This window comes from Pontibacter amylolyticus (assembly GCF_014638845.1).
Lineage (GTDB): Bacteria > Bacteroidota > Bacteroidia > Cytophagales > Hymenobacteraceae > Pontibacter > Pontibacter amylolyticus.
Window position 1 is genome coordinate 27956 of record NZ_BMFP01000008.1, and the last position, 20305, is coordinate 48260.

A 20305-nucleotide genomic window follows, 5' to 3' on the forward strand; every position below is an offset into this window, starting at 1 on the left:
CAAGTCCTTAGTTGCAAAGACTATTTTGCGGCCATATCAGCCGCAGGAGTGACAACAGGTAGCTTGCTCAGGCGCTCCCGCTCGATGTAATGCACCACAAAGTACAGCCCCACACTTACCACTATCGCAAAAGCGCCGAGTATCCACCACAGGGTATCGAAACCGTGGCGGGCGGCAATGGTAGTACCCATGTAGGGAGCCACCACATGCGCAGCGGCATACGATATCGTGTACAGGCCCATGTAGGAGCCACGGTTGCTGTTGTTGGATCGCTCCACCGAAATAGTCGCCATAAAAGGCATGACCAGAATCTCTGAAAAACTCAGCAAGGTCATCGCGATGTAGAGCAGGAAAATGTGCTGTCCCAGGTTCAGGGTCACAAAGGAGAAGCCCAACACCAGCACCCCGATCGGTATCAGCCACGACTTCTTGACTTTATCCCCGATCAGGTAAACGAAGATCATCTCCACCATAAACACGATGAAACCGTTCAGGGCAAGCAGCCCGCCGATCCACTGTTCTGGCAGCGCGTATACCTGTCGGTAATAGAGCGGTAAGGTAGAAAGGAGCTGAAAGAAAAGCATGGCAAAGCCCGCGTTCAGCACCACGAAAATCAGGTATAGCTTATCTCTGTAAGGAGAGCGGACTTTTTCTGTGATGCCTGAAGCCGCCTCTTTGGCAACAGTTTCTGCCTTAGCTTTCGGACGTGGCCGGTGGCCCTGCTTGTTGCGGAAGTAAATGTAAAAGAACAGGCCGGCCATCATACAACCTGCGGCATCGCCTATAAAGAGGAATTTATAAGAGATAGCCGCCACCATGCCGCCCAGGGCAGGACCGATGGAAAAACCCAGGTTCAGGGCCATCCGGTTAAGCGAGAAGGCCCTGGTCACGTTCTCAGGCCGGGCATAGTGCGCAATGGAAGCTGAGTTAGCGGGTCGCAGCATGTCGTTGACCAGGCTCAGAATAAAAACACCTGCCGCCATGTGCTCAAACTTCTCCAGGAACAGGAACATCAGGTATAAGCTGCCTCCAACCGTCAGGCTGAAGGACTGCACCTTAAAGTGCCCGATCCTGTCGGTTAGCCACCCGCCCAGAAAGCCGCCACACACCGCACCCAGCCCGTAGATGCTCAGGATGATACCGGCCTCCTTCATCGTGAATCCGAGCGACTCTGTGAGGTATACGCCCAGGAATGGAATCACCATGGCGCCGCTCCGGTTGATGAACATCACCAGCGAAAGCATCCACGCCGGGCGTGAGAGGCCACCAAAGGCATTGCGGTATAGGAGGAACAGGCGTTTCATGGTTTTGGTCGCTGAGCGCGTAATGCTATTTCTATAGGGCAGGTATAGGTGGCTTTAGTCAGGAGCCCGTCCCTTATTTGGTATTATACTGGTTCATGGTGCGCTCCAGCCCGATGCTGCCAAAAGCGATCGCAGACTCGGCCGCTTTCTCAATGATGCCCGGCAGGTCGATCTTCTCGTCGTCGCTGAAATTGCTGAGCACGTAGTCCACCTGCTTGCCTTTGTGGAAAGCGTCGCCTACTCCAAAGCGCAGGCGGGGGTAGTTGTTGTGGCCTAGTGTCTGCTCGATGTGCTTCAGGCCGTTGTGCCCGCCCGCACTGCCTTTGGCGCGGATGCGGATCTTTCCGAATGGCAGGGCGATGTCGTCCGTAATCACCATCATTTGGTCCGGTGTCAGTTTCAGGTTGCTCAACCAGTGGCTCACGGCTTTTCCGCTCAGGTTCATGTAAGTGGTGGGCTTTACGAGCACGTAGGTGCGGCCTTTGCTTTTGATCTCGGTCACGAAGGAATGGCGGCCGGTGTCGAACTTCGCATCAAATTTCTGCGCCAGGTGGTCCAGCACCATAAAGCCAATGTTATGACGCGTCTCCGCGTACTCCGGGCCAATGTTGCCTAGGCCCACGATCAGGTATTTCATACTTGTGTCTTCAATGCTAGCGGCCGCCTTGTGTTCCAGGCCCAGCCATTGTTTTATTTTTCCGATGGTTGAATTGCTCAACTGAGGTAAGGTTAAATTGATGAATTGTTAAATTGTTGATTCGTAAAGCGATTTCCCCTGTTGGGCCAGCAATTTAACCATTTAGCCATTTAACCATTAAACAATTTAACCTTCAATTGGAAACAAAAAATCCTGCCCTGCTCGGAGCAGGACAGGATCTTGTTGCTATTGAAGCAGCAATAATTATTTCTTGCCGCCGCGAGCTTCTTCTGTCTGTGCACTCTTAAGAGCACGTGGAATCGTAACGGTTGCTACCGGAGCAAGTGGGTTGGTCAGGATTTCGTAGTCGCCCTTCGCAATCTTGCTTACTTTGATAGACTTGCCAAGCTCCAGATCAGAGATGTTCACCTCGATATAGTCTGGCAGGTTAGCAGGAAGCGCTTTGATTTTCAGCTTACGCAGTTTCGTCACCAGCTTACCACCGGCCATTACACCTGGAGAGTTGCCAACAAACTTAACCGGAACGTCGATCTTCACTTCTTTGCTTTCGTCCAGCTGCAGGAAATCAACGTGCAGCAGCATTTCGTTTACTGGGTGGAACTGTACGTCTTGAAGGATCGCTCTGTAGTGCGTGCCTTCGATATTCAGATCAACTTCGTATACTTCTGGAGAATAAACTAAGTCTCTGAACAGGATAGCCGGGGCGTAGAAGTGAACTTGCTCTCTGCCGCCATACAATACTCCTGGTACATAAGACTCATTGCGCAGCTCTTTCGTCTGTGCTTTACCGAGATTTGCTCTTTTAAACCCTATAATCTCTAAAGTTTTCATAAAATGAATTTTGTTAAAATTTTCAGGCCACAAAGGTATGCCTTTTATTTTAATTGTTGGAGGCTAAATTGTTAAATTGTTGAGATTTATTTCTTCAAGAGAATCAACAATTAACAATCAGCAATTAACAATTAACCTTAAATAAACAGCGAGCTGATAGACTCGTGCGTCACCACGTTGTTGATGGCGCGGGCAAACAGCTCGGAGAACGAAAGCACCTTGATCTTGGAGCACTCCTGGCGCAATGGAATGGTGTCAGAAACCACTAGTTCCTCTAACACGGAGTTTTCGATGCGCTCGTAGGCCGGGCCTGACAACACAGGGTGCGTTGCAATGGCGCGAACGGTTTTGGCACCTTTGTCTTTCAAAAGTTTGGCGGCCTGCGTGATCGTGCCGGCTGTGTCGACCATGTCGTCCACGAGTACCACGTCCATACCTTCCACGTCACCGATCACCTGCATGGAGGCGATCTCGTTAGCCCGTTTGCGGTGTTTGTCGCAGACAACCATTTCAGCACCGAAGTTCTTGGCGAAGGCTCTTGTTCTTACCACACCCCCTACGTCAGGAGAAGCGAAGATCAGGTCGTTGCCCAGGTTGAGGCTGCGCAGGTAAGGCACGAAAATGGCCGAACCATCGAGGTGGTCCACCGGAATGTCGAAGAAGCCCTGGATCTGGCCAGCGTGCAGGTCGCAGGTCATCAGGCGGTCGGCGCCTACTGACTGGATGGCGTTGGCCAGCACTTTGGAGCCGATGGAAACACGTGGCTTGTCTTTGCGGTCCTGGCGGGCGTAGCCGTAGTAGGGCATCACCACGATCACTTTGTGGGCTGAGGCGCGCTTGGCGGCGTCCACCATCAGCATAAGCTCCATCAGGTTGTCGGCTGGCGGAAACGTGGACTGCACCAGAAATACTTCTGCACCGCGAACAGATTCATTGAAGTGTGGTGCCATCTCCCCGTCGCTAAAACGTAGAAGCTCAAGGTCACCGAGTTGCGTACCGTATGCAGTAGCAATTTTTTCGGCCAAGTACTTGGAGGCGGAGCCAGCGAAAATTTTTACCTGTGGCATAATAATGCTAAATGTTAGTAGGGTTTGGTTTAGGTTATTATGCCTGCAAAGCTACGAAATTCCGCAAATATGCTACCTGATATTTCTGATTTTTAATTAGTTAGGAGGGAGGGTGAAAAGCAAAAAAGGCAACCCGCATTGCTGTGGGCTGCCTTTTTAAGTTGTCCGACCAGGTTTCGAACCTGGACTCTTCTGAACCAAAATCAGACGTGTTGCCAGTTACACCATCGGACAAGCTACCTACTAGATTTCAGGATGGAAGCCCCTTCGTCGTTCAGTGATGCAAAGATAGGCAGGCTATTTTAAACTGCAAACATTTGCCTCAAAATTTTTTGAAAATCTTAGCCCAAAATCTGCTTTAGCGCCGTTTTCTCGTGCTTTTTGAGGTATTCAAGCAATCCGAAACGTAGCTGAAAAGGCTGTTACAGAGGGCTGTTGCTATGCCTAATTGAGTGAAATTCACGGCCTTATTTCTGTGGCGATTTCCTGAAACCGGGCTGCTCCTCCGAATCTGCCTACTACACGACAAAGTTTCTGCAACAGAATTAAAAATAAGAGCCTGTACTGAAATTTTTATCAGGCAAGGTATGGAAACACCTGTTTGCCGGCATAGCAGACTCTCACTTATTAATGAAGGCAGCTTTTTGATTACGGCGTATGCTTCCCTGATCAGTGTGGTTAAAATCACCTTTTAAATTATAGTATAAGGTATAGCCGGGGGCTTGAGGAGAGCGTGTGGATAAGTTTAACCGATTTTATAGCCTATGTATGTCACCATCTGGCATGTACTGCGTAAAGAAGCTTGCTAAATCTTCCAACTATGTATTCAACTACCATGACGGTCAATTCTGACATCATTACCACGACCTGCGGTCGTGAGCTCGATCTAAGCCGCACGGAACTGGTTATTGAGCGATCCAACAGCCTGTTTAGTTACAACATCCACAAAATGGATACCGGGGAATATGTGATAGCTGAGAAGTTCTATGCCAACCCTTTTAACAACCGCTACATCCTGCTCAACGATGAGCAAATCGAAATGCTGAAACATTTATAGCCTTCGTCTCGAATACAGGGTTCTATCAAGCACTTTATAATTTAAGATTACGCTTACAATTATGTTTAAATTTTTAGCCTTCCGCTTATTCCGGGCCATCTGGGCTCAGATTCTTTAATTCTAACAACCACCTCTAAAATAACAGGCCATCTCCGCCATGCACCGTTTGTTAGCAAGCTGTGTGTGGCGGAGATGGCTTTTTAAATTAGTCAGCATCAGGTATAGCTTTGCGCACAGGTATAGGCCTATAAACAGAACAGCCGCAGGGAGCATCATCTCACTGCGGCTGTTTTGTGTTCAAACGCTATACCTTGTTACTCCTCTTCAGGAGCGGTTACAGCGCCGGTTCGTCGCTTGTTGCCCACGTTTTCAACCTCGCGGTTTATCTCCTTGATGTCAACCGGCTGGGAGAAGTCGCCGATCAGGTGCTTGGTGAAATAATCGCCCATCATCCAGAAGAAATACTCGGTCATGTCGCCAAAGGCGTGGCGCTGGCCAGGCAGCATCACAAAATCAAAACGCTTGTTGGCTTTGATCAGGGCCTGCGCCATGCGAATGGTGCCCGCCGGGTGCACGTTGTTGTCCACATCGCCTGTTGCCAGCATCAGGTGCCCTTTCAGGTTGCGTGCCAGATCTGGGTTCTTCTCGATGGCATATACAAAAGTCGTATCACCTTTGGGCGTTACCACTTCCTTCACGCCATGGTGCTTTTCGCTCCACCAGCGGTTGTAAATGTTGTTTTCGTGGTTACCAGCTCCTGACACGGCTACCTTGAAGAAATCAGGGTATACGAGCATGGCTGCCGTGGACATAAAGCCACCACCCGAGTGTCCGGTTATACCTACGCGATCGATGTCAATGAAGCGGTGGCGGTCGGCCAGTTGCTCAATGGCTGCTTTCTTGTCGGCCAGACCGTAGTCGCGCAGGTTGCCGTAGCCGTAGGTATGGTACCACTTGGAGCGGGCCGGGTGGCCGCCGCGGTTACCTACTGTCACTACTACAAAACCCAACTGCGCCAGACGGTCAATGCGGTCCATGCTGCGGCCGAAAGCCTTGTTCACCGCCTCGGTCTGCGGACCTGGGTATACATAAGTAATGATCGGGTAGGTCTTGGTCGAGTCGAAGTCGAACGGCTTGTACATCACGCCATAGAGGTCGGTGATGCCATCGTCTGCCTTCACTGTGAACGGCTCCGGGAATTTATAGCCTGTTGTCATCAGACGGCTCAGGTCAGCTTTCTCCAGGTCCATTACCTTGCGGCCTCTGTTGTCATACAGCGCCGATACCGGCACGGTGTTCACGCGCGAGGCCGTGTTCACGAAGTAGGTGTTGTTATCGTTGAGGCTGATGGTGTTGTCGAAGTTGCCTTTGTTGAGGAGCGTGAGGCCGCTGCCGTCGAAGTTCACGCGGTAGAGGTGCATCAGGTAGGGGTCCTCGCCCTCTTCGCGGCCATTGGCGGTGAAGTAGAGCACGCGGTTTTTCTCATCTATACCTACCAGGTCTTCCGCGTGGAAAGAGCCACTGGTGATGCGGTTTTTCAGGTTGCCCTTGCCATCATACAGGTAGAAGTGGCCCCAGCCATCGCGCTCAGACCAATGGATGATTTCGTTGCCGCCTTTCACCAGACCGATGCGGTTGATATCGATGTAGGTATTAAAACGCTCCTCGATAACAGGGGTTACCTTGCCCGACGCAATGTCCAGCTCGCATACGTCGATCTTCTTCAGGTCGCGGCTGGTGCGGGTGAAGTATAGCTTGTCTTTGGTGCCGTGCCACATGGTGGGGCGGTGCTCATCGTCACGCTGCTTCTGCAGGGCAGGGGCCGACCATAAAGATACCTCCTGATCTTTGAAGGCAGCTGTGTTAATTCTGCGCTGCGATTTATTGGCGAAGTCGAAGATCAGCAGCTCTCTTTTAGGAGCTTCCTTCTCACCTGGCATCTGGTACTTGTAGGTCTCCAGTGCAGGGCGGCCCTGCGCCGTGTGGTGGATTACCCACAGGTCTTTCACTTTGCGCTCGTCCGTGCGCACCATGGCAAACTGCTTCGAGTCCGGTGACCACATAATAAAGGCCGGCTTGCGGTTCTTCTTGTTCTTTTCGCGCTCCACGTTCGTTTCGCCGCGTGAGTCGCCATAGGTATAGTATTCTACACCGTCTTTGGTAAGCTGGTGCTCTACAATGGTCGTGTCTTTTTCATTCTTCAAAGCCTTTTCGTAGTTGGCCTTGTCCATCCAGTAGAGGTTGTGCTCCTTGGCGAAGATCACCACCTGCTGGTCCGGAGAGATAGAAGCCCAGCGTGGTTTGGACTTCGGTTTTTCGAAGTCTTTCAGCTCCACCACCTGGCCCGTAGACAGGTTGTAGCGGAAGTAAAAAGTCTTTTTCTCAAGCGAGTCAGCGGATTTTTTGTCCAGGCGGTCTTTTTTCACCTGATCGATCGAGCTCTTGATCTCGAACTGCACGCTCTTTTCGTCTTCCGTGAACTTCAGATTCTGGATAGGCAGGTTCTGCGCGTCAAAAGGGTCCTGCACGACCATGGTCACGGCAGAGGCTACCTTGGCATTGTCGAAGATCAGCTTCTTGGATTTGGTGGCCGGGTCCACGATGTACCAGTTCTTGCCATTGCTGGTCTCGTACTCGTACCAGAAGCGGTCGGAGTTTTTGAGCCAGTGCGGATCGAGGTTGGTGGTGAAAATCAGTTTTTCCAGCTTTTTAGGCGAGAAGCGGGAAGCCAGCTGGTAATTGCCCTTGAGCGGCGTGCCAGGCTGCTGTGCCTGTACACTGATGCCCGCTATCAGCAGCATAGCGAGAAGGTAAATTTTCTTCATGAAAAGGTTGGTTTGGGTGATTAGATCAGGTGAACAGGGCTTAGAGCATGTTTAACTTTCGCTTGCAAAAACGAAAGTTAAACATGCTCTAAGCCGCTCGGTAGGTATAGACTGGCAAAAAGTGGAATAGTTTAAATCGTTTTATTATAAAATATAGCTCCTTTCGAGCATCTTGCCATAGGTATAAGCCGAGTCGGTATTTCGGCAAAGGAATAGGGTCTGGATAGGATGCAACGCGCTGCTGCAATTTAGGGTCAATAAATTAAAACATAGCGTCGTACCATGAAAAATCTACCGTTTGTTGTCTTCGTTTGCCTGTTGCTTTCCTGCTCAAAAGAAGATCTTGGCACTGTTAACGCATACCTGGGTCAGGAAATCAAGCTTAAAGAAGGGCAGGCGGCCCTGTACAAGAATACTGGATTTGATGCTGCTGCCATTGTAAAGTTAAAAGTAGCGGATGTGAGCGATGGCAGGTGCCCGAGCGATGTGTTTTGTATCACCTATGGCAGCGTGGAAGTGACCCTGACCATAGGTATGGCGAATGAAAAAGGAGAAACCATAACCATGTGTCAGGGCGACTGTGATGGCGGCAGCCGGTTTGAGGATGAAGCCAGGGTGGTGGTAGGCGGCATGCCTTATAAAATAAGGCTGCTGGCGGTGATGCCTCTGCCGAGTCTTAAGGACGAATCCAGCAAAACAAAGGAAATACAGCTAGTGTTAGAGCGCGGTTAAGTTGGCTTCTAGTACAGACTTTTTTGTGCTGGCGATTTTAAGTTAAGCGATCGTTGTAGAGGGTACAGTCCTGTGTTTGACGCAGTGCTGCGCCTGTTTTGTATTGAATAGGGTCACTACCAGGGAAGGGTCTTGATTAGGAGAGGCTATGGTTTGATATTGAGTAAGTTAAAACTTTTTGGGGTGTTGTGTGGAATTGTCCTCAATATACCTTAGTTTTGCGCCTTGAAATAACTCCGTTATACAGTTAATCAATATAAAAAGTCAAATGGCGAATATTGGCAGAATTACCCAGGTTATCGGTCCGGTGGTGGACGTTAGCTTTGCGGGTGAAAACGCAAAATTACCAAACATCCTCGATGCGCTTGAGGTAATTAAAGAAAACGGCCAACGCATTGTGCTGGAAGTGCAGCAGCACCTCGGCGAAGATCGTGTACGTACCATTGCGATGGACTCCAGCGAAGGCCTTACCCGTGGTGCACAGGTAACTGACCTGGGCGGTCCGATCACGATGCCTACCGGCAACGCGATCAACGGTCGTCTGTTCAACGTAATTGGCGAAGCGATCGACGGTATTCCACAGCCCGCCACTACTACGCGCCTGCCAATTCACCGCGCTGCGCCGCGTTTCGAAGACCTGGCAACTTCATCTGAAATCCTTTATACTGGTATCAAAGTAATCGACCTGTTGGCCCCTTATGTAAAAGGTGGTAAAATTGGTCTGTTCGGTGGTGCCGGTGTGGGTAAAACGGTATTGATCATGGAGCTGGTAAACAACATTGCCAAGGCCTACTCAGGTCTGTCTGTGTTTGCCGGTGTAGGTGAGCGTACCCGCGAAGGAAATGACTTGCTTCGCGAATTCTTGGAATCTGACATTATCCGTTACGGTGCCGAGTTTAAGCACTCCATGGAAGCTGGCGGATGGGATCTGTCTAAGGTGGACATGGCGGAACTGGAGAAATCTCAGGCGACGCTGGTGTTCGGTCAGATGAACGAGCCTCCTGGGGCGCGTGCACGTGTGGCCTTGTCTGGTCTTACGATCGCTGAGAACTTCCGTGACGGTGACGGCACTGGTGCTGGTCGTGACATCCTGTTCTTTATCGACAACATCTTCCGCTTCACGCAGGCGGGTTCTGAGGTGTCGGCCCTTCTTGGTCGTATGCCATCAGCGGTAGGTTACCAGCCAACGCTGGCAACGGAGATGGGTGCCATGCAGGAGCGTATCACGTCAACGAAGCGTGGTTCCATTACGTCTGTGCAGGCTGTTTACGTACCTGCGGATGACTTGACTGACCCTGCTCCAGCGACAACATTCGCTCACTTGGACGCTACAACAGTACTTTCCCGTAAGATTGCCGAGCTTGGTATTTACCCTGCGGTGGATCCACTGGACTCTACTTCACGCATCCTTTCTGCCGACGTTCTGGGCGAAGACCATTACGGTACAGCACAGCGCGTGAAAGAGATCCTGCAGCGCTACAAAGAACTTCAGGATATCATCGCCATCCTGGGTATGGACGAACTTTCTGAAGAAGATAAGCAGGTAGTACACAGAGCGCGCCGTGTGCAGCGTTTCCTGTCACAGCCTTTCCACGTAGCAGAGCAGTTCACTGGCCTCGCCGGTGTACTGGTAGACATCAAAGACACCATCCGTGGCTTCAACGAGATCATGGACGGTAAGTACGATCACCTGCCTGAGGCAGCCTTCAACCTGGTTGGTACCATTGAAGACGCCGTAGCGAAAGGTGAGAAGTTGATGGCCGAAGCGAAATAGGTTTTATAGTTAAAAGTTAAGAGTTAAGAGTTAAAAGTGGTTTTTCCGCTGAAACTCATAACTCTTAACTCTAAACTCTTAACTAATAAAGATGTATTTAGAGATAATCACACCTGACAAGAAGGTTTTTGCCGGTGAGGTAGAGTCAGCTCAGTTTCCGGGTTCAAACGGTTCGTTTGAAGTCCTGAACATGCACGCTCCCCTTATCAGCACCATGGAAAGTGGCAGAATCCGTATCACTACCAAGCAAGGACAGGAGTTCTTTACCGTGGATGGTGGTGTGGTAGAAGTGCTGAACAACAAGATCATCGTACTGGCTGAGTCCGTTACGGAGTAGTACAGCATTAGCTAAAGCATAAAAAAATCCCCTTCTGCTTGATAAGAGCAGAAGGGGATTTTTATTTAAGCTGCCACTCTCTCAGGATTTGTTCGAACTCTTCCTTTGTGATAAGTGAGACAATTTCAGTGGGCTGCGGTTGGGCCGCAGCAAAATTAAAGTAGGTATTAGATTTGGGCTTGATAATGCTGTAACTCATGGAGTCGGCTCGGTAGTCGTATTGGGACTCCAGCCTGAATGATGCACCTGGATTACTAAAATAGTCAAGTTCCTGCGTTGGCCCGAGTAAGTTGTAGTTGATGATTTTGAGGGTATGCGTGCGCCGGCCTGAGTTGGTTGAGTCCATCCACCATTGCGTATACCTGCTCCCGGCAGACTCGGATAACTTCCACTCGGCTTCAAGTAAAGGTACACCTGCTTCGGCTCTTGTCGCATTGAAGCCTTTACCGTGATCATAATTTAAGGGAAAGAGGTGGTAGATAAATTTCCCGCTGAATGCAAGGATAGCAGTTACCGCTGCCAATTTTATAAGCTCACGGGCAAAGTTTTTCAAAGTACTCAAAAAGTCGCGCTTGTCATGCTTGTAGTCAAAGTAGTAACCGACGCCGATGAAAACCAGGGGCAGAAGCATGAAAACCAGGACGGGAAGAATGATTGCCATTTTGGTTAAGCAGGTATAGTGCCTATGATCGTTTTCTTGTTTTCAACCGTTATTTCAGAACCTTCGGCCAGCATGACTGAAACTGGGCTTGCCGTGTTCAGGAAGCTGAATGGAGGTCCGTATACCTCTCCGAAATCTACCTCGATCTCATAATCTATCACGTCGTACGCATCCCACCGAGGGTGGGTCACTTCATACTCATTGGTCTTGGCAGCGCCGACTTTGGCATAGCCCCAGTAATGCTCCGTTATGAATTCTGTTTCACTGCCGGGCTGTATCTTGCTGGCCTGTTTGCTCGCCCGCACCCGGAAAGTCTGCCACTTGTCTGCCTTCTTCCAGCTATATTCCACCAGCCTTTCGTTTGCAGTCTCGCTCCAACTGTGTTTCATGGGCAGTGTTTCATAATGCTCTTTGTAGACCGTGTTGGCCACAAATGTCAGCGCTGGCCTGGGGACTATCTCCTTTATGAATACCACCCCTCGCTTCCATGCACCATGCTCCAGCCTTTTCACATAGAACCGAAGGTTCACTTCTTCGAAGTTCACATGAAACGGTATTTTCAGATTGTGCAGTTTGGTGTTCAGAAACATAAAGCCAACCAGGCTCACATAACACTTGCTATTCCATAAATCAAGCTCAGTGCCGTAAGGGAGGTAGTCTTCTAGCAAGGCGCTATCTACCTCATAGTTTGCAATGGCGAGTTTACGCCATTCGGCTTTTAAGAAACTCATGGTTTTGATGTTTGAACGGTTAGGCTAAACGGTGGGCAAGGCCATCGGCTGAAGACTGAAGTTTAGGTGTGGTTATAGGGCGTTTTTCTTTTGATTTCTTGACAGGTCTGTTTTTGCTGTGTCCAAGCTAACAAATATTATTTTTCTAAAATTATATCCTTCCATTGCGTCTAACGGATTGAAGTCACCTGGAATCCACATACCGCCAAAATCTATAGTTAATCGGTCGCAAGGTGAGTTCTCAATTTTATAGATTCTCTCATAACCTTCAATTTCCATTTGTAAGTTATTGTTTACTTGCCTTAAAAGCCCTGTAAATCGATAAGTTAAAGAATCCCCTTTTTTCAAAAAGTATTCCTGATAGTCGTGTTTTAGGTTCTTAGGATTTTCAACGTCTGACCTTAAAAGTTGGTCATTACAACTAAAAAAGAGATTGAAGGAAACTGATTTTTGAACTGTATCATCAATCGTAAACTTCATTTCGTTTAAGCTGTCATTTCGCAAAACCAGCTTAAAATCAAATGGCTTGTTTACAAAAATGGTATCTTGGATGTCAACAATCTTTGTTACTGTATAAAAATCGTCTTGTGGACCACAACCCGTTATAAACAAAATTGTAAAAATGAATATTAGTAGTCTCACTTTAATATTATCAATGCCCTATAACTTGTTCAAAAGCGTAAACATACGCTTATGGGTACTATAGCTAAACTTACGACCTCTACTTCTTTCTACCGCCTGCAGGTATAGCTGAGCTTTGCGGCACAGCCTGCACTCTGGTGAAATCCAGGTCATGGAAGTCGTAGCTGAAGTCGGTGAGCGGGGAGACGGCCTTCATGTTGATGCCTGAAAACTTGCCCTGCTGATCCGGTACATATACGACGAAGGCATCAGCCTCAAAACTGCGGTCGGTCCACTTGACCACGAAGGTGTTGTCTTTGTAATAGAGCATTTCGCCCTGCAGCCTGGGTGATCGCAGCGATTTGAAGTAAAGCTTGTTCTTGTGCCGGTAGATCTCAACCAGGCCGAACCACTTGTCTTCGAAAGTGCCTACGTAGTTATCGTAAGCAACTTTCGATTTCTTCTCTTTCAGCACTTTGTTCACATCTCCCCAGATCTTGTCGGTATAGGCGGTGGCCTCCGCCACATATTCGTCCTCTTCCTGCTTCAGCTCCGCTACCCAGTCGTGTGCTTCCATACCTAGATAGGCCTGCTTGATCGTGTTGGTGATGGAGCGGAAGGCCTGCCCGTTTTGCTGGTTGGTAAGCACGATGATGCCCAGGTTCAGCTCTGGCAGCATGGTTACCTGGCTCACCATACCTGGCAGTCCGCCTGTGTGGCTCACTTCCTTGTGACCCTTCACATCGCTCAGGAACCAGCCAAGTCCGTAGGACCTGAAGTGCGTGTTGAAGGGGCTTTTACCGTTGTAAGGTATAATGGTTTGCGGCGTCCACTGCTCCCGGATGACGCGTTGCGTGAGTAGACGCTGCTTTAGCTCATCGCCATACCTGCCGTCGTGCATGAGCATAAGCAGCCACTTGCTCAGGTCGTGCACGCTGGTGTAGATCCCGCCGGCAGCGGCTCCAAAAGGCAGGTTGTAGCGGTCGATCACTTTTAATTTGCCCTCTACCACAGCATGGGCCTCGGTCGTGTTGGTCAAGTCCCGGAGTCTTTCATAGCTGGCGGCGCTGCGTGTCATACCCAGTGGCTGCAGCATGCGCTTTTCAGTAAAATCTGACCAGCTGGTGCCTGTCACACGGGCCACTACCTCACCGGCTACGATGTAGAGCAAGTTGTCATAGTCGTACTTTGACCTGAAATCGGACACCGGTTTCAGGTATTGTATGTTGCGGATCAGGTCGTTTACCGTGAAGTCGTTTCCGTCGGGGAACATCATCAGGTCGCCGGCACCCAAGCCCAGGCCGCTCCGGTGGGTCAGGAGGTCCCGGATCGTGAATTCCTCTGTCACGTAGTCGTTGTAGAGGCGGAACTCCGGTATGTACTTCACAACCTTGTCGTCCCACTTGATCTTTCCTTCTTCCACCAGCAAACCCAGTGATGCCGCCGTGAAGGCCTTGGTGTTGGAAGCCACACCGAACAAGGTATGCTCCGTGGTTTTCTCGCCTGTTTTGATCGAGTTGACACCGTAGCCCTTCATGTGCACCACTTTCCCGTCCTTTACCACGGCCACGGCTATACCTGGCACCTGAAAGGCCGTCATGGCCCGCTCCACCACCTGGTCGATTTCCTGCGGGCTGATGGACTGCGCGTGAAGCGGAAGAACGGAGCTCAGCCAAAGCAGTGTGAGGGTGAGCAAGAGGGGAGTAGACTTTTTCATAAGTATCAGGTATAGGCTAAGGTTTCAGGACCGGCATCGGAAACGCGATCGTGGAATCAGGCTTCAGGGCCAGGATCGAAAACTGGATGGTCGAGTCGGGCTTCAGGATAGGCATGGCGGCCCTTGGGGCCATGACTTCTGCCGGAGCAGCGCTTTTTGCAGATGATTTCGGGAACAGGCTATACCTGTTGCCTGACTTCCCAAGCGAGTTTAACTTGCTCGAGTAGGAGTCTTCCTCCAGAGAACGCAAGTCCAGTTTCTTGTGAAGCGGTTTTAGCCGTAGCTGTGGACGCTCTGCATCCTGTGCTTGTGCTGACAGGGATAAAAGCACTAATCCGGCGATGGCGGCTATTGTTTTCATTGCGTTGTGCGGTTAAGTGGGATTGTTTTAAAAACAGCTTATCACTCCACTTGAGTCTGGCCTGTTGCTGCCTCCGCATTTTTTAGCTACCGAAGCTTCGTGCAACGCATTACCCTAACAAGCTAAGCCTCACTAAATATAGCAAAATCTACATTCAGTTTATAAAACATGCCACACTTTCTAGGAGATATCGAAGGACTCAGGAAAGTGTACCCGCAGATGTGTTATTCGGATAGGTATAGCTACAGAATTTCCATCTCCACATCACCCCCCACCGGGAAGCCAACGCAGGTGAGCGCCATGCCATTTTCGATGTCCCGCTCGGTGAGCACTTCGTTGTACGACATCCATACCTTGCCTTTCAGCACCCGGGCCAGGCAACTGCCGCACTTGCCGGTTTCGCAGCTGTAGGGCATGGCGATCCCTGCCTGGCGGGCACTCTGGAGGATGTTGTTGGGGTAGCGTGAAACGATCTGTTGCGTGTTGCCACCGATATGCAGGGTAACCTTGTGGGCGGCCGTGTCAGGAGGTATGACTTTGGCGGGTTTGCGGATGTCGGTGTTGAAAATCTCCTTCCGGATGTTGGGCTCCGGTATGCCGTACTGCCGCAGCGCAAAAGACATCAGGCGCATGTAGTTATCAGGACCGCAGATGTAGAAAAGCAGCTCATCGTGCGGCACTTTCGCAAGGGAACTGATAAAGCGCTGGAGCAGGTCTTTGTGCAGGCGCGCCCGGCTCAGGTCCGGGGAGTTGCTGTACAGAAATTCGGTGTGCATCCTCTCAGGAAATTGAGTTGAAAGCTGTTGAAGGGGCTCCGAGAACATAGCCTTCTCCGGATAGCTGTTGCTGTAGAAGAGCACAGCAGATAACTCTGGCCGGGCATGCAGCAGCGTTTTGAGCAGTGAAAAGATGGGCGTGATGCCGCTGCCGGCTGCCAGAAAGAAAATCTGTTTATAGACGGTGCCTTCCTCCGGCAAGGTGAACAAACCAGCAGCCCCGGTCGTGATCAGTTTGTCGCCAACGCGGGCATTGTCTATGAGCATGCGGGAGAAAAGGCCGTTCTCGATGCGCTTCACGCCAATCGTGAGTGGCTCCTGCAGCGCCGGAGAGGAGGTGATGGAGTAAGAGCGGCGGACTTCGCCCTGCGTGCTGTGGTGCACCAGCGTCAGGTATTGGCCGGCTTTGTAGGGAAGTGGCTGGCCGTCCTCAGGCTCCAGCGCAAAGGTCTTTACGCCGGGTATTTCCTCCTGTATGTGGCGGATGATCAGGCTGCGGTAGTATCTGTTGTCGTCAGGTATAGGGTGTGTCATGTTTTGCTTACGAAACTTACTGGCTATACGAATCAGGCTGCCTGGGGTGAAACCAGGTGCAATGCCTTGTCTCAAAAATAAGCAGGTTTGCCGGTCTATTTCCAAATACTGCCTATATTTAACGATAAATACGCTATACCTGCCCATGGCACAGATCCATCCGAAAACCACGCCCATATACCAGACCTCGGTATTCACCTTCGAAGACCTGAACGACCTGGAGCTCTACTTCGAGCAACCGGACCAAAAGTACATGTACACCCGCTACGGCAACCCCAATTCGGATGAGTTGGCCGAGGAGGTGAACAAACTGGAAGGCGGTGCCGGGGCTGTGGCCACTTCGTCGGGCATGTCGGCTATTCTGACGGCGGTGCTGACGTATTGCCAGTCCGGCGACCACGTGCTCTGCGCCGAGGAAATCTACGGCGGGTCAGCGGCCTTGCTCTCGCAGGAGCTGACCCGTATGGGTATAGCGGTGAGTTATGTGCCGAGCGACACGCTCTATACCTTAAAAGAGTTTGTGCAGCCCAACACCAAGCTGCTGCTAGCCGAAACGATGAGCAATCCGCTGCTGCAGGTGGTGGACCTGAAGCGACTGGCAGCAGAGACGAAGCGCACAGGTATAAAGCTCGTGGTGGACAATACCTTCGCGTCGCCTGTCATCACCAAACCACTTGCATTGGGTGCTGATATAGTCATCCATAGCGTGACAAAATACCTGTCGGGCCACAGCGATGTGACAGCCGGTGTGGTGGTGGCCGGAACACCGGAAGACAGCAGCCGGAGCAAGCAGATCATGCGCACCTACGGCCTCAACCTAAGCCCTTTTGAGAGCTGGCTGGCAGCCCGCGGACTTAAAACCTTGAAACTGCGCATGCGCCAGCACTGCACCAACGCGCAGGCGCTGGCTGAAATGCTGGAACAGCACCCCCACGTGAAGCAGGTATGGTACCCGGGTTTGGCCCAGCATCCGCAGCACCAGTTGGCCAAGGAGCAGGGGCAAGGTATGTTCGGCGGTATGCTGTCCTTTAAACTGAAAGACGATGCGCCGGAAACGGTAAACGCCTTTATGCAGGCCCTGCAGCAGATCCCGTTTGCCCCATCCTTGGCAGGCGTGAGCACTTCCATTTCGCACCCGCTCCGCACCTCGCACCGCAGCCTGAGCCCAGCGCAACAGCAGAAACTCGGCATCACCCTCGGCCTGATCCGTCTGTCGGTAGGTATAGAGGAAACCGAAGAACTGCTGGCCGATTTGAAGCAGGCGCTGGCGAAAGTTTAGTGATTGAGTGATGGAGTGAATGAGAGATGGAGCGAATTAGAAAAGGATGGGGCTATACCTTCGTCAGTAACGGTATTCGTTTTCTGAAGCCGTATGATGATACGATTAAGTCTTTCGTCCTTTGTCTAATAGTCTTTTGTCAAAAAGAAAAGTCATGCTACTTGATACGTGTGTCGTGATACGAGATTCAATACCCTGCTAAACACCATACCTATGCTGGATTTTCCGAATGCTAAAATAAACCTGGGACTGCTGGTGACGGAGAAGCGTCCGGACGGATTCCATAACCTGGAGTCGTGCTTTTACCCGGTGCTCTGGTGCGATGCGCTGGAAATTGTACCAGCTGATGCGGAAGCGTTCACGATGAGTGGACTGCCCGTGCCCGGCAACCTGGATAACAATCTCTGCCTGAAGGCCTATCGTTTGCTGCAGCAGGACTTCCAGCTGCCGCCCGTGCACATGCACCTGCACAAGGTCATTCCGATGGGAGCGGGGCTGGGAGGCGGTTCTGCCGATGCCGCTTTTGCCCTGAAGCAACTCAACAGTCTGTTCGAGCTTAACCTTAGCGAAGACCAGCTTGAGGGATACGCCCGCCAACTTGGCAGCGACTGCGCTTTCTTTATCCGGAATAAACCCGTTATTGCAGTAGAAAAAGGGGATGTGTTCAAACCCGTGGAGCTGGACCTGAGTGGCTATACCTGTGTGATTGTTTACCCGGGCATCCATATCACCACAGCCGAAGCCTATGGCAACATCGTGCCTAAAAAACCAAGCTGTGGCATAGAGATGTACCTGAAGCAGGATGTGCAGGTATGGAAAGAGGTGCTCCGGAATGACTTTGAAGAAGCGCTTTTCCCGCGCTATCCGGAGCTGGCAGGTATAAAGGAGCAACTTTACAGCGCTGGCGCCGACTATGCCTCCATGACCGGCTCAGGATCTGCCGTGTACGGCCTTTTCAAAACAGAGCCTGAAAACCTAATCTTTCCCGGCCACTACCTTCTCTGGGAAGGCCTCCTTTAGCTTTTTGCGACGCTCGCTGTAGGTGTCCAACACCGGGTGGATGAACACGCTGAACAGGATGATGGCGGCTCCGATGTAGAAATTCGAGGTCATCTGCTCATTCTCGTTGAAGATCAACCAGGCCAGCAGGATGCCATAAATCGGCTCCATGTTCACGGTCAGGTTCATGGTGTAGGCCGATATTTTCTGCATCAGCTTAACGGAAGCAGTGTAGGCATACACCGTACACACCAGCGCCAGAACCAGCAGGTATACCCAGTCCAGGCCGTTCATGGCAAAGCTCAGCGTACCCGTCTCCGTAAACAGTTCGGCATAAATCGGGAAAAAGAGCACTGTACCGATGCAGGCCCCTGCCATTTCGTAAGCTGTGATGGTGGTGGAAGGATGCTTCTTGGCCAGACGGGCATTGATGATCGTAAAAATCGCGCCCAGCAGCGCAGAGCCTACCGCCATACCAATGCCCAGCATGTTGTCAAACTCTGTTTCGGCCTGGAAAATAATGTACAGGCCTAGCAGAATAATAACGCCCAGCAGGATCTCGTGGAATCTTAGTTTTTTGCTGGTGAAGGCTGGTTCGAGCAGGGCTGTCCACAAACTGCAGGTGGCCATACCTACCAGGCACAGCGAAACCGAAGAGATGCGGGCCGAGGCAAAGAACATGATCCAGTGCGCGGAGATCATCAGCCCAACCCCCATGATGATGAACATGTTGGTGCGTCCCAGCCAGAACTGCGTCTTGCGCCGGTAAATGATGACGCCCAGTGCCAAAGCCGCGATGAGCGTGCGGAGGAATACCAATTCTACTGCCGGAATCGTGATCAGTTTGCCCAATATGGCGGTGAAGCCCCATAGCAAGATAATGAAATGGAGCTCGATAAAATCCTTGAGACGCGGCATTAGCGGGGAATATAACGGTAAAGCAGGAAGCCTATACCTGTGAAAATAACACTCGGCACCCAGGCTGCATACATCGGGTCAAGGTCACCTACCTGGGCCAGACTCCGACTCGTGATCACGAAGATAATGAAAACAAAGGCCAGGAAGAAGCCCAGCGCGATCTGCATACCTACGCCGCCCCGTGCCTTGCGGGCACTCACGATCACCCCGATCACCGTCAGGATGATGATGGCAAAGGGATAGCTGTAGCGTTCGTATTTCTCGATCAGGTAGGTTTCGATATCGTCAGCGCCCCGGTCAATTTTCTCGTTGATAAAGCGGTTGAGCTCCGGCAGCGTCATGGTCTGCTCCAGCTTGTAAGTACTCTCGAAGTCTTTGGGCAGCATGTTGAGCGTCGTGTCCAGCGCGCCGCCGTGGTAGATGCTTTCGTTCTCGCCGTCGAAGGTGCGCAGGGTATAGCGGTCAACGCTCCACTTTTGCCTATCGGGGTTCCACTGCACGCTGCTGGCCGTCAATTTCTTGCTCAGATTAGTGCCCTTTATTTCCTCAATAGCAAAGTTATACCCGACGTGCGCCGTGTTGTTGTAGCTCTCCATGTACACATAGGTGTCGGGCGCTATTTTGAGGTGAATGTTGCGGCTGTCGTAGGTAAACGGGCTTTTCACATACTTCACCTGAAAGGCCACACTCTCTTTGTTCGAGTTCGGGATCACCCAACCGATGAGCCCAAAGATCAAAGCACCAATAATTGTCGCACCGATCAGGTATGGCACCAGGAAACGCTTGAAGCTAACGCCACCACTCAAGATAGCCACAATCTCTGTATGCGAGGCCATTTTGGAGGTTACAAACACCGTCGCGATGAACACCGTGATCGGGCTCAGCATGTTCGCGTAGAACGGGATCAGGTGGATGTAGTAATCGAAGATGATCTCTGAAATGGGCACACTGTGCTTGATGAAGTCGTCGTTCTTCTCAGTGAAGTCAATCACCAGAATCACCGAGACCATGATCAGCACCGTGAACACATACGTGGTCAGGAACTTCTTCAGGATGTATTTGTCAATTAGCTTCAAGACGATGTCTTAAGTTAGAGAATTAAAAAGTTAAAAAATTAGAAAGT

Annotated in this window: 19 protein-coding genes and 1 tRNA gene; 6 read left to right on the top strand and 14 right to left on the bottom strand. The window is 50.9% G+C overall.

All coding sequences use genetic code 11. From position 1 onward, the window contains the following. Positions 1–20 precede the first annotated feature (20 nt). From IEV97_RS17680 to IEV97_RS17700, 5 genes are all read right to left on the bottom strand, one after another. Positions 21–1304, bottom strand: a complete 1284-nt coding sequence (locus IEV97_RS17680) for an MFS transporter (RefSeq protein ID WP_188502828.1) — start codon at positions 1302–1304, stop codon at positions 21–23. Positions 1305–1377: 73 nt separating this feature from the next. Continuing rightward, complete coding sequence (gene pth / locus IEV97_RS17685; RefSeq protein WP_188502974.1) at positions 1378–1941, bottom strand: aminoacyl-tRNA hydrolase; 564 nt, start codon at positions 1939–1941, stop codon at positions 1378–1380. 264 nt (positions 1942–2205) lie between these two features. Further along, the gene (locus IEV97_RS17690; protein ID WP_188502829.1) at positions 2206–2793 is read right to left on the bottom strand and encodes a 50S ribosomal protein L25/general stress protein Ctc; all 588 of its coding nucleotides are present in this window, start codon (positions 2791–2793) and stop codon (positions 2206–2208) included. A 137-nt stretch (positions 2794–2930) separates the two neighbouring features. Continuing rightward, a complete protein-coding gene (locus IEV97_RS17695) occupies positions 2931–3860 on the bottom strand; it encodes a ribose-phosphate pyrophosphokinase (RefSeq protein ID WP_188502830.1) in 930 nt (309 codons plus the stop codon). A 161-nt stretch (positions 3861–4021) separates the two neighbouring features. Continuing rightward, positions 4022–4094: transfer RNA gene (locus tag IEV97_RS17700), tRNA-Gln, on the bottom strand. Between the two features lie 586 nt (positions 4095–4680). On the opposite strand from IEV97_RS17700, the gene IEV97_RS17705 reads away from it, so the two are divergent. Continuing rightward, positions 4681–4917, top strand: a complete 237-nt coding sequence (locus IEV97_RS17705) for a hypothetical protein (protein ID WP_188502831.1) — start codon at positions 4681–4683, stop codon at positions 4915–4917. Positions 4918–5231: 314 nt separating this feature from the next. Here the strand turns inward: IEV97_RS17705 and IEV97_RS17710 are convergent, their stop codons facing one another. Next, a complete protein-coding gene (locus IEV97_RS17710; RefSeq protein WP_188502832.1) occupies positions 5232–7742 on the bottom strand; it encodes a S9 family peptidase in 2511 nt (836 codons plus the stop codon). Between the two features lie 282 nt (positions 7743–8024). Here IEV97_RS17710 and IEV97_RS17715 point away from each other — a divergent pair, with 282 nt between their 5' ends. From IEV97_RS17715 to atpC, 3 genes are all read left to right on the top strand, one after another. After that, positions 8025–8474: a hypothetical protein gene (locus IEV97_RS17715; protein WP_188502833.1), complete on the top strand. Its 450-nt coding sequence runs from the start codon at positions 8025–8027 to the stop codon at positions 8472–8474. 268 nt (positions 8475–8742) lie between these two features. Beyond that, complete coding sequence (atpD, locus tag IEV97_RS17720; RefSeq protein WP_188502834.1) at positions 8743–10248, top strand: F0F1 ATP synthase subunit beta; 1506 nt, start codon at positions 8743–8745, stop codon at positions 10246–10248. A 91-nt stretch (positions 10249–10339) separates the two neighbouring features. Continuing rightward, complete coding sequence (atpC, locus tag IEV97_RS17725; protein WP_116542831.1) at positions 10340–10585, top strand: ATP synthase F1 subunit epsilon; 246 nt, start codon at positions 10340–10342, stop codon at positions 10583–10585. Between the two features lie 61 nt (positions 10586–10646). On the opposite strand, the gene IEV97_RS17730 is transcribed toward atpC, so the two are convergent. The 6 genes from IEV97_RS17730 to IEV97_RS17755 all read right to left on the bottom strand — a co-directional run bounded on the left by IEV97_RS17730 (position 10647) and on the right by IEV97_RS17755 (position 15986). Then, positions 10647–11246, bottom strand: a complete 600-nt coding sequence (locus tag IEV97_RS17730) for a hypothetical protein (RefSeq protein WP_188502835.1) — start codon at positions 11244–11246, stop codon at positions 10647–10649. A 5-nt stretch (positions 11247–11251) separates the two neighbouring features. After that, positions 11252–11977 (bottom strand): YqjF family protein, encoded by a 726-nt coding sequence (locus tag IEV97_RS17735; protein WP_188502836.1) that lies wholly within the window; start codon positions 11975–11977, stop codon positions 11252–11254. Positions 11978–12049: 72 nt separating this feature from the next. Continuing rightward, the gene (locus IEV97_RS17740) at positions 12050–12589 is read right to left on the bottom strand and encodes a hypothetical protein (RefSeq protein ID WP_188502837.1); all 540 of its coding nucleotides are present in this window, start codon (positions 12587–12589) and stop codon (positions 12050–12052) included. A gap of 109 nt (positions 12590–12698) precedes the next feature. Continuing rightward, positions 12699–14315 carry a serine hydrolase gene (locus IEV97_RS17745; protein WP_188502838.1) on the bottom strand — a complete coding sequence of 539 codons (1617 nt, stop codon included), beginning with the start codon at positions 14313–14315 and terminating at the stop codon, positions 12699–12701. Between the two features lie 16 nt (positions 14316–14331). Beyond that, on the bottom strand, positions 14332–14676 hold the full coding sequence (locus IEV97_RS17750; protein WP_188502839.1) for a hypothetical protein: 345 nt from the start codon (positions 14674–14676) through the stop codon (positions 14332–14334). A gap of 242 nt (positions 14677–14918) precedes the next feature. After that, complete coding sequence (locus IEV97_RS17755) at positions 14919–15986, bottom strand: flavin reductase family protein (RefSeq protein ID WP_188502840.1); 1068 nt, start codon at positions 15984–15986, stop codon at positions 14919–14921. A gap of 145 nt (positions 15987–16131) precedes the next feature. Here IEV97_RS17755 and IEV97_RS17760 point away from each other — a divergent pair, with 145 nt between their 5' ends. Next, positions 16132–17265: a trans-sulfuration enzyme family protein gene (locus tag IEV97_RS17760; protein ID WP_188502841.1), complete on the top strand. Its 1134-nt coding sequence runs from the start codon at positions 16132–16134 to the stop codon at positions 17263–17265. Between the two features lie 213 nt (positions 17266–17478). Beyond that, positions 17479–18285, top strand: a complete 807-nt coding sequence (gene ispE / locus IEV97_RS17765; protein ID WP_188502842.1) for a 4-(cytidine 5'-diphospho)-2-C-methyl-D-erythritol kinase — start codon at positions 17479–17481, stop codon at positions 18283–18285. Here the strand turns inward: ispE and IEV97_RS17770 are convergent. Together IEV97_RS17770 and IEV97_RS17775 are read right to left on the bottom strand one after the other, a co-directional pair. After that, a complete protein-coding gene (locus IEV97_RS17770) occupies positions 18241–19182 on the bottom strand; it encodes a DMT family transporter (protein WP_188502843.1) in 942 nt (313 codons plus the stop codon). The genes ispE and IEV97_RS17770 overlap by 45 nt on opposite strands. Beyond that, on the bottom strand, positions 19182–20258 hold the full coding sequence (locus IEV97_RS17775; RefSeq protein WP_188502844.1) for an LptF/LptG family permease: 1077 nt from the start codon (positions 20256–20258) through the stop codon (positions 19182–19184). The genes IEV97_RS17770 and IEV97_RS17775 overlap by 1 nt, the downstream gene beginning before the upstream one ends. Between the last annotated feature and the right edge of the window lie 47 nt (positions 20259–20305).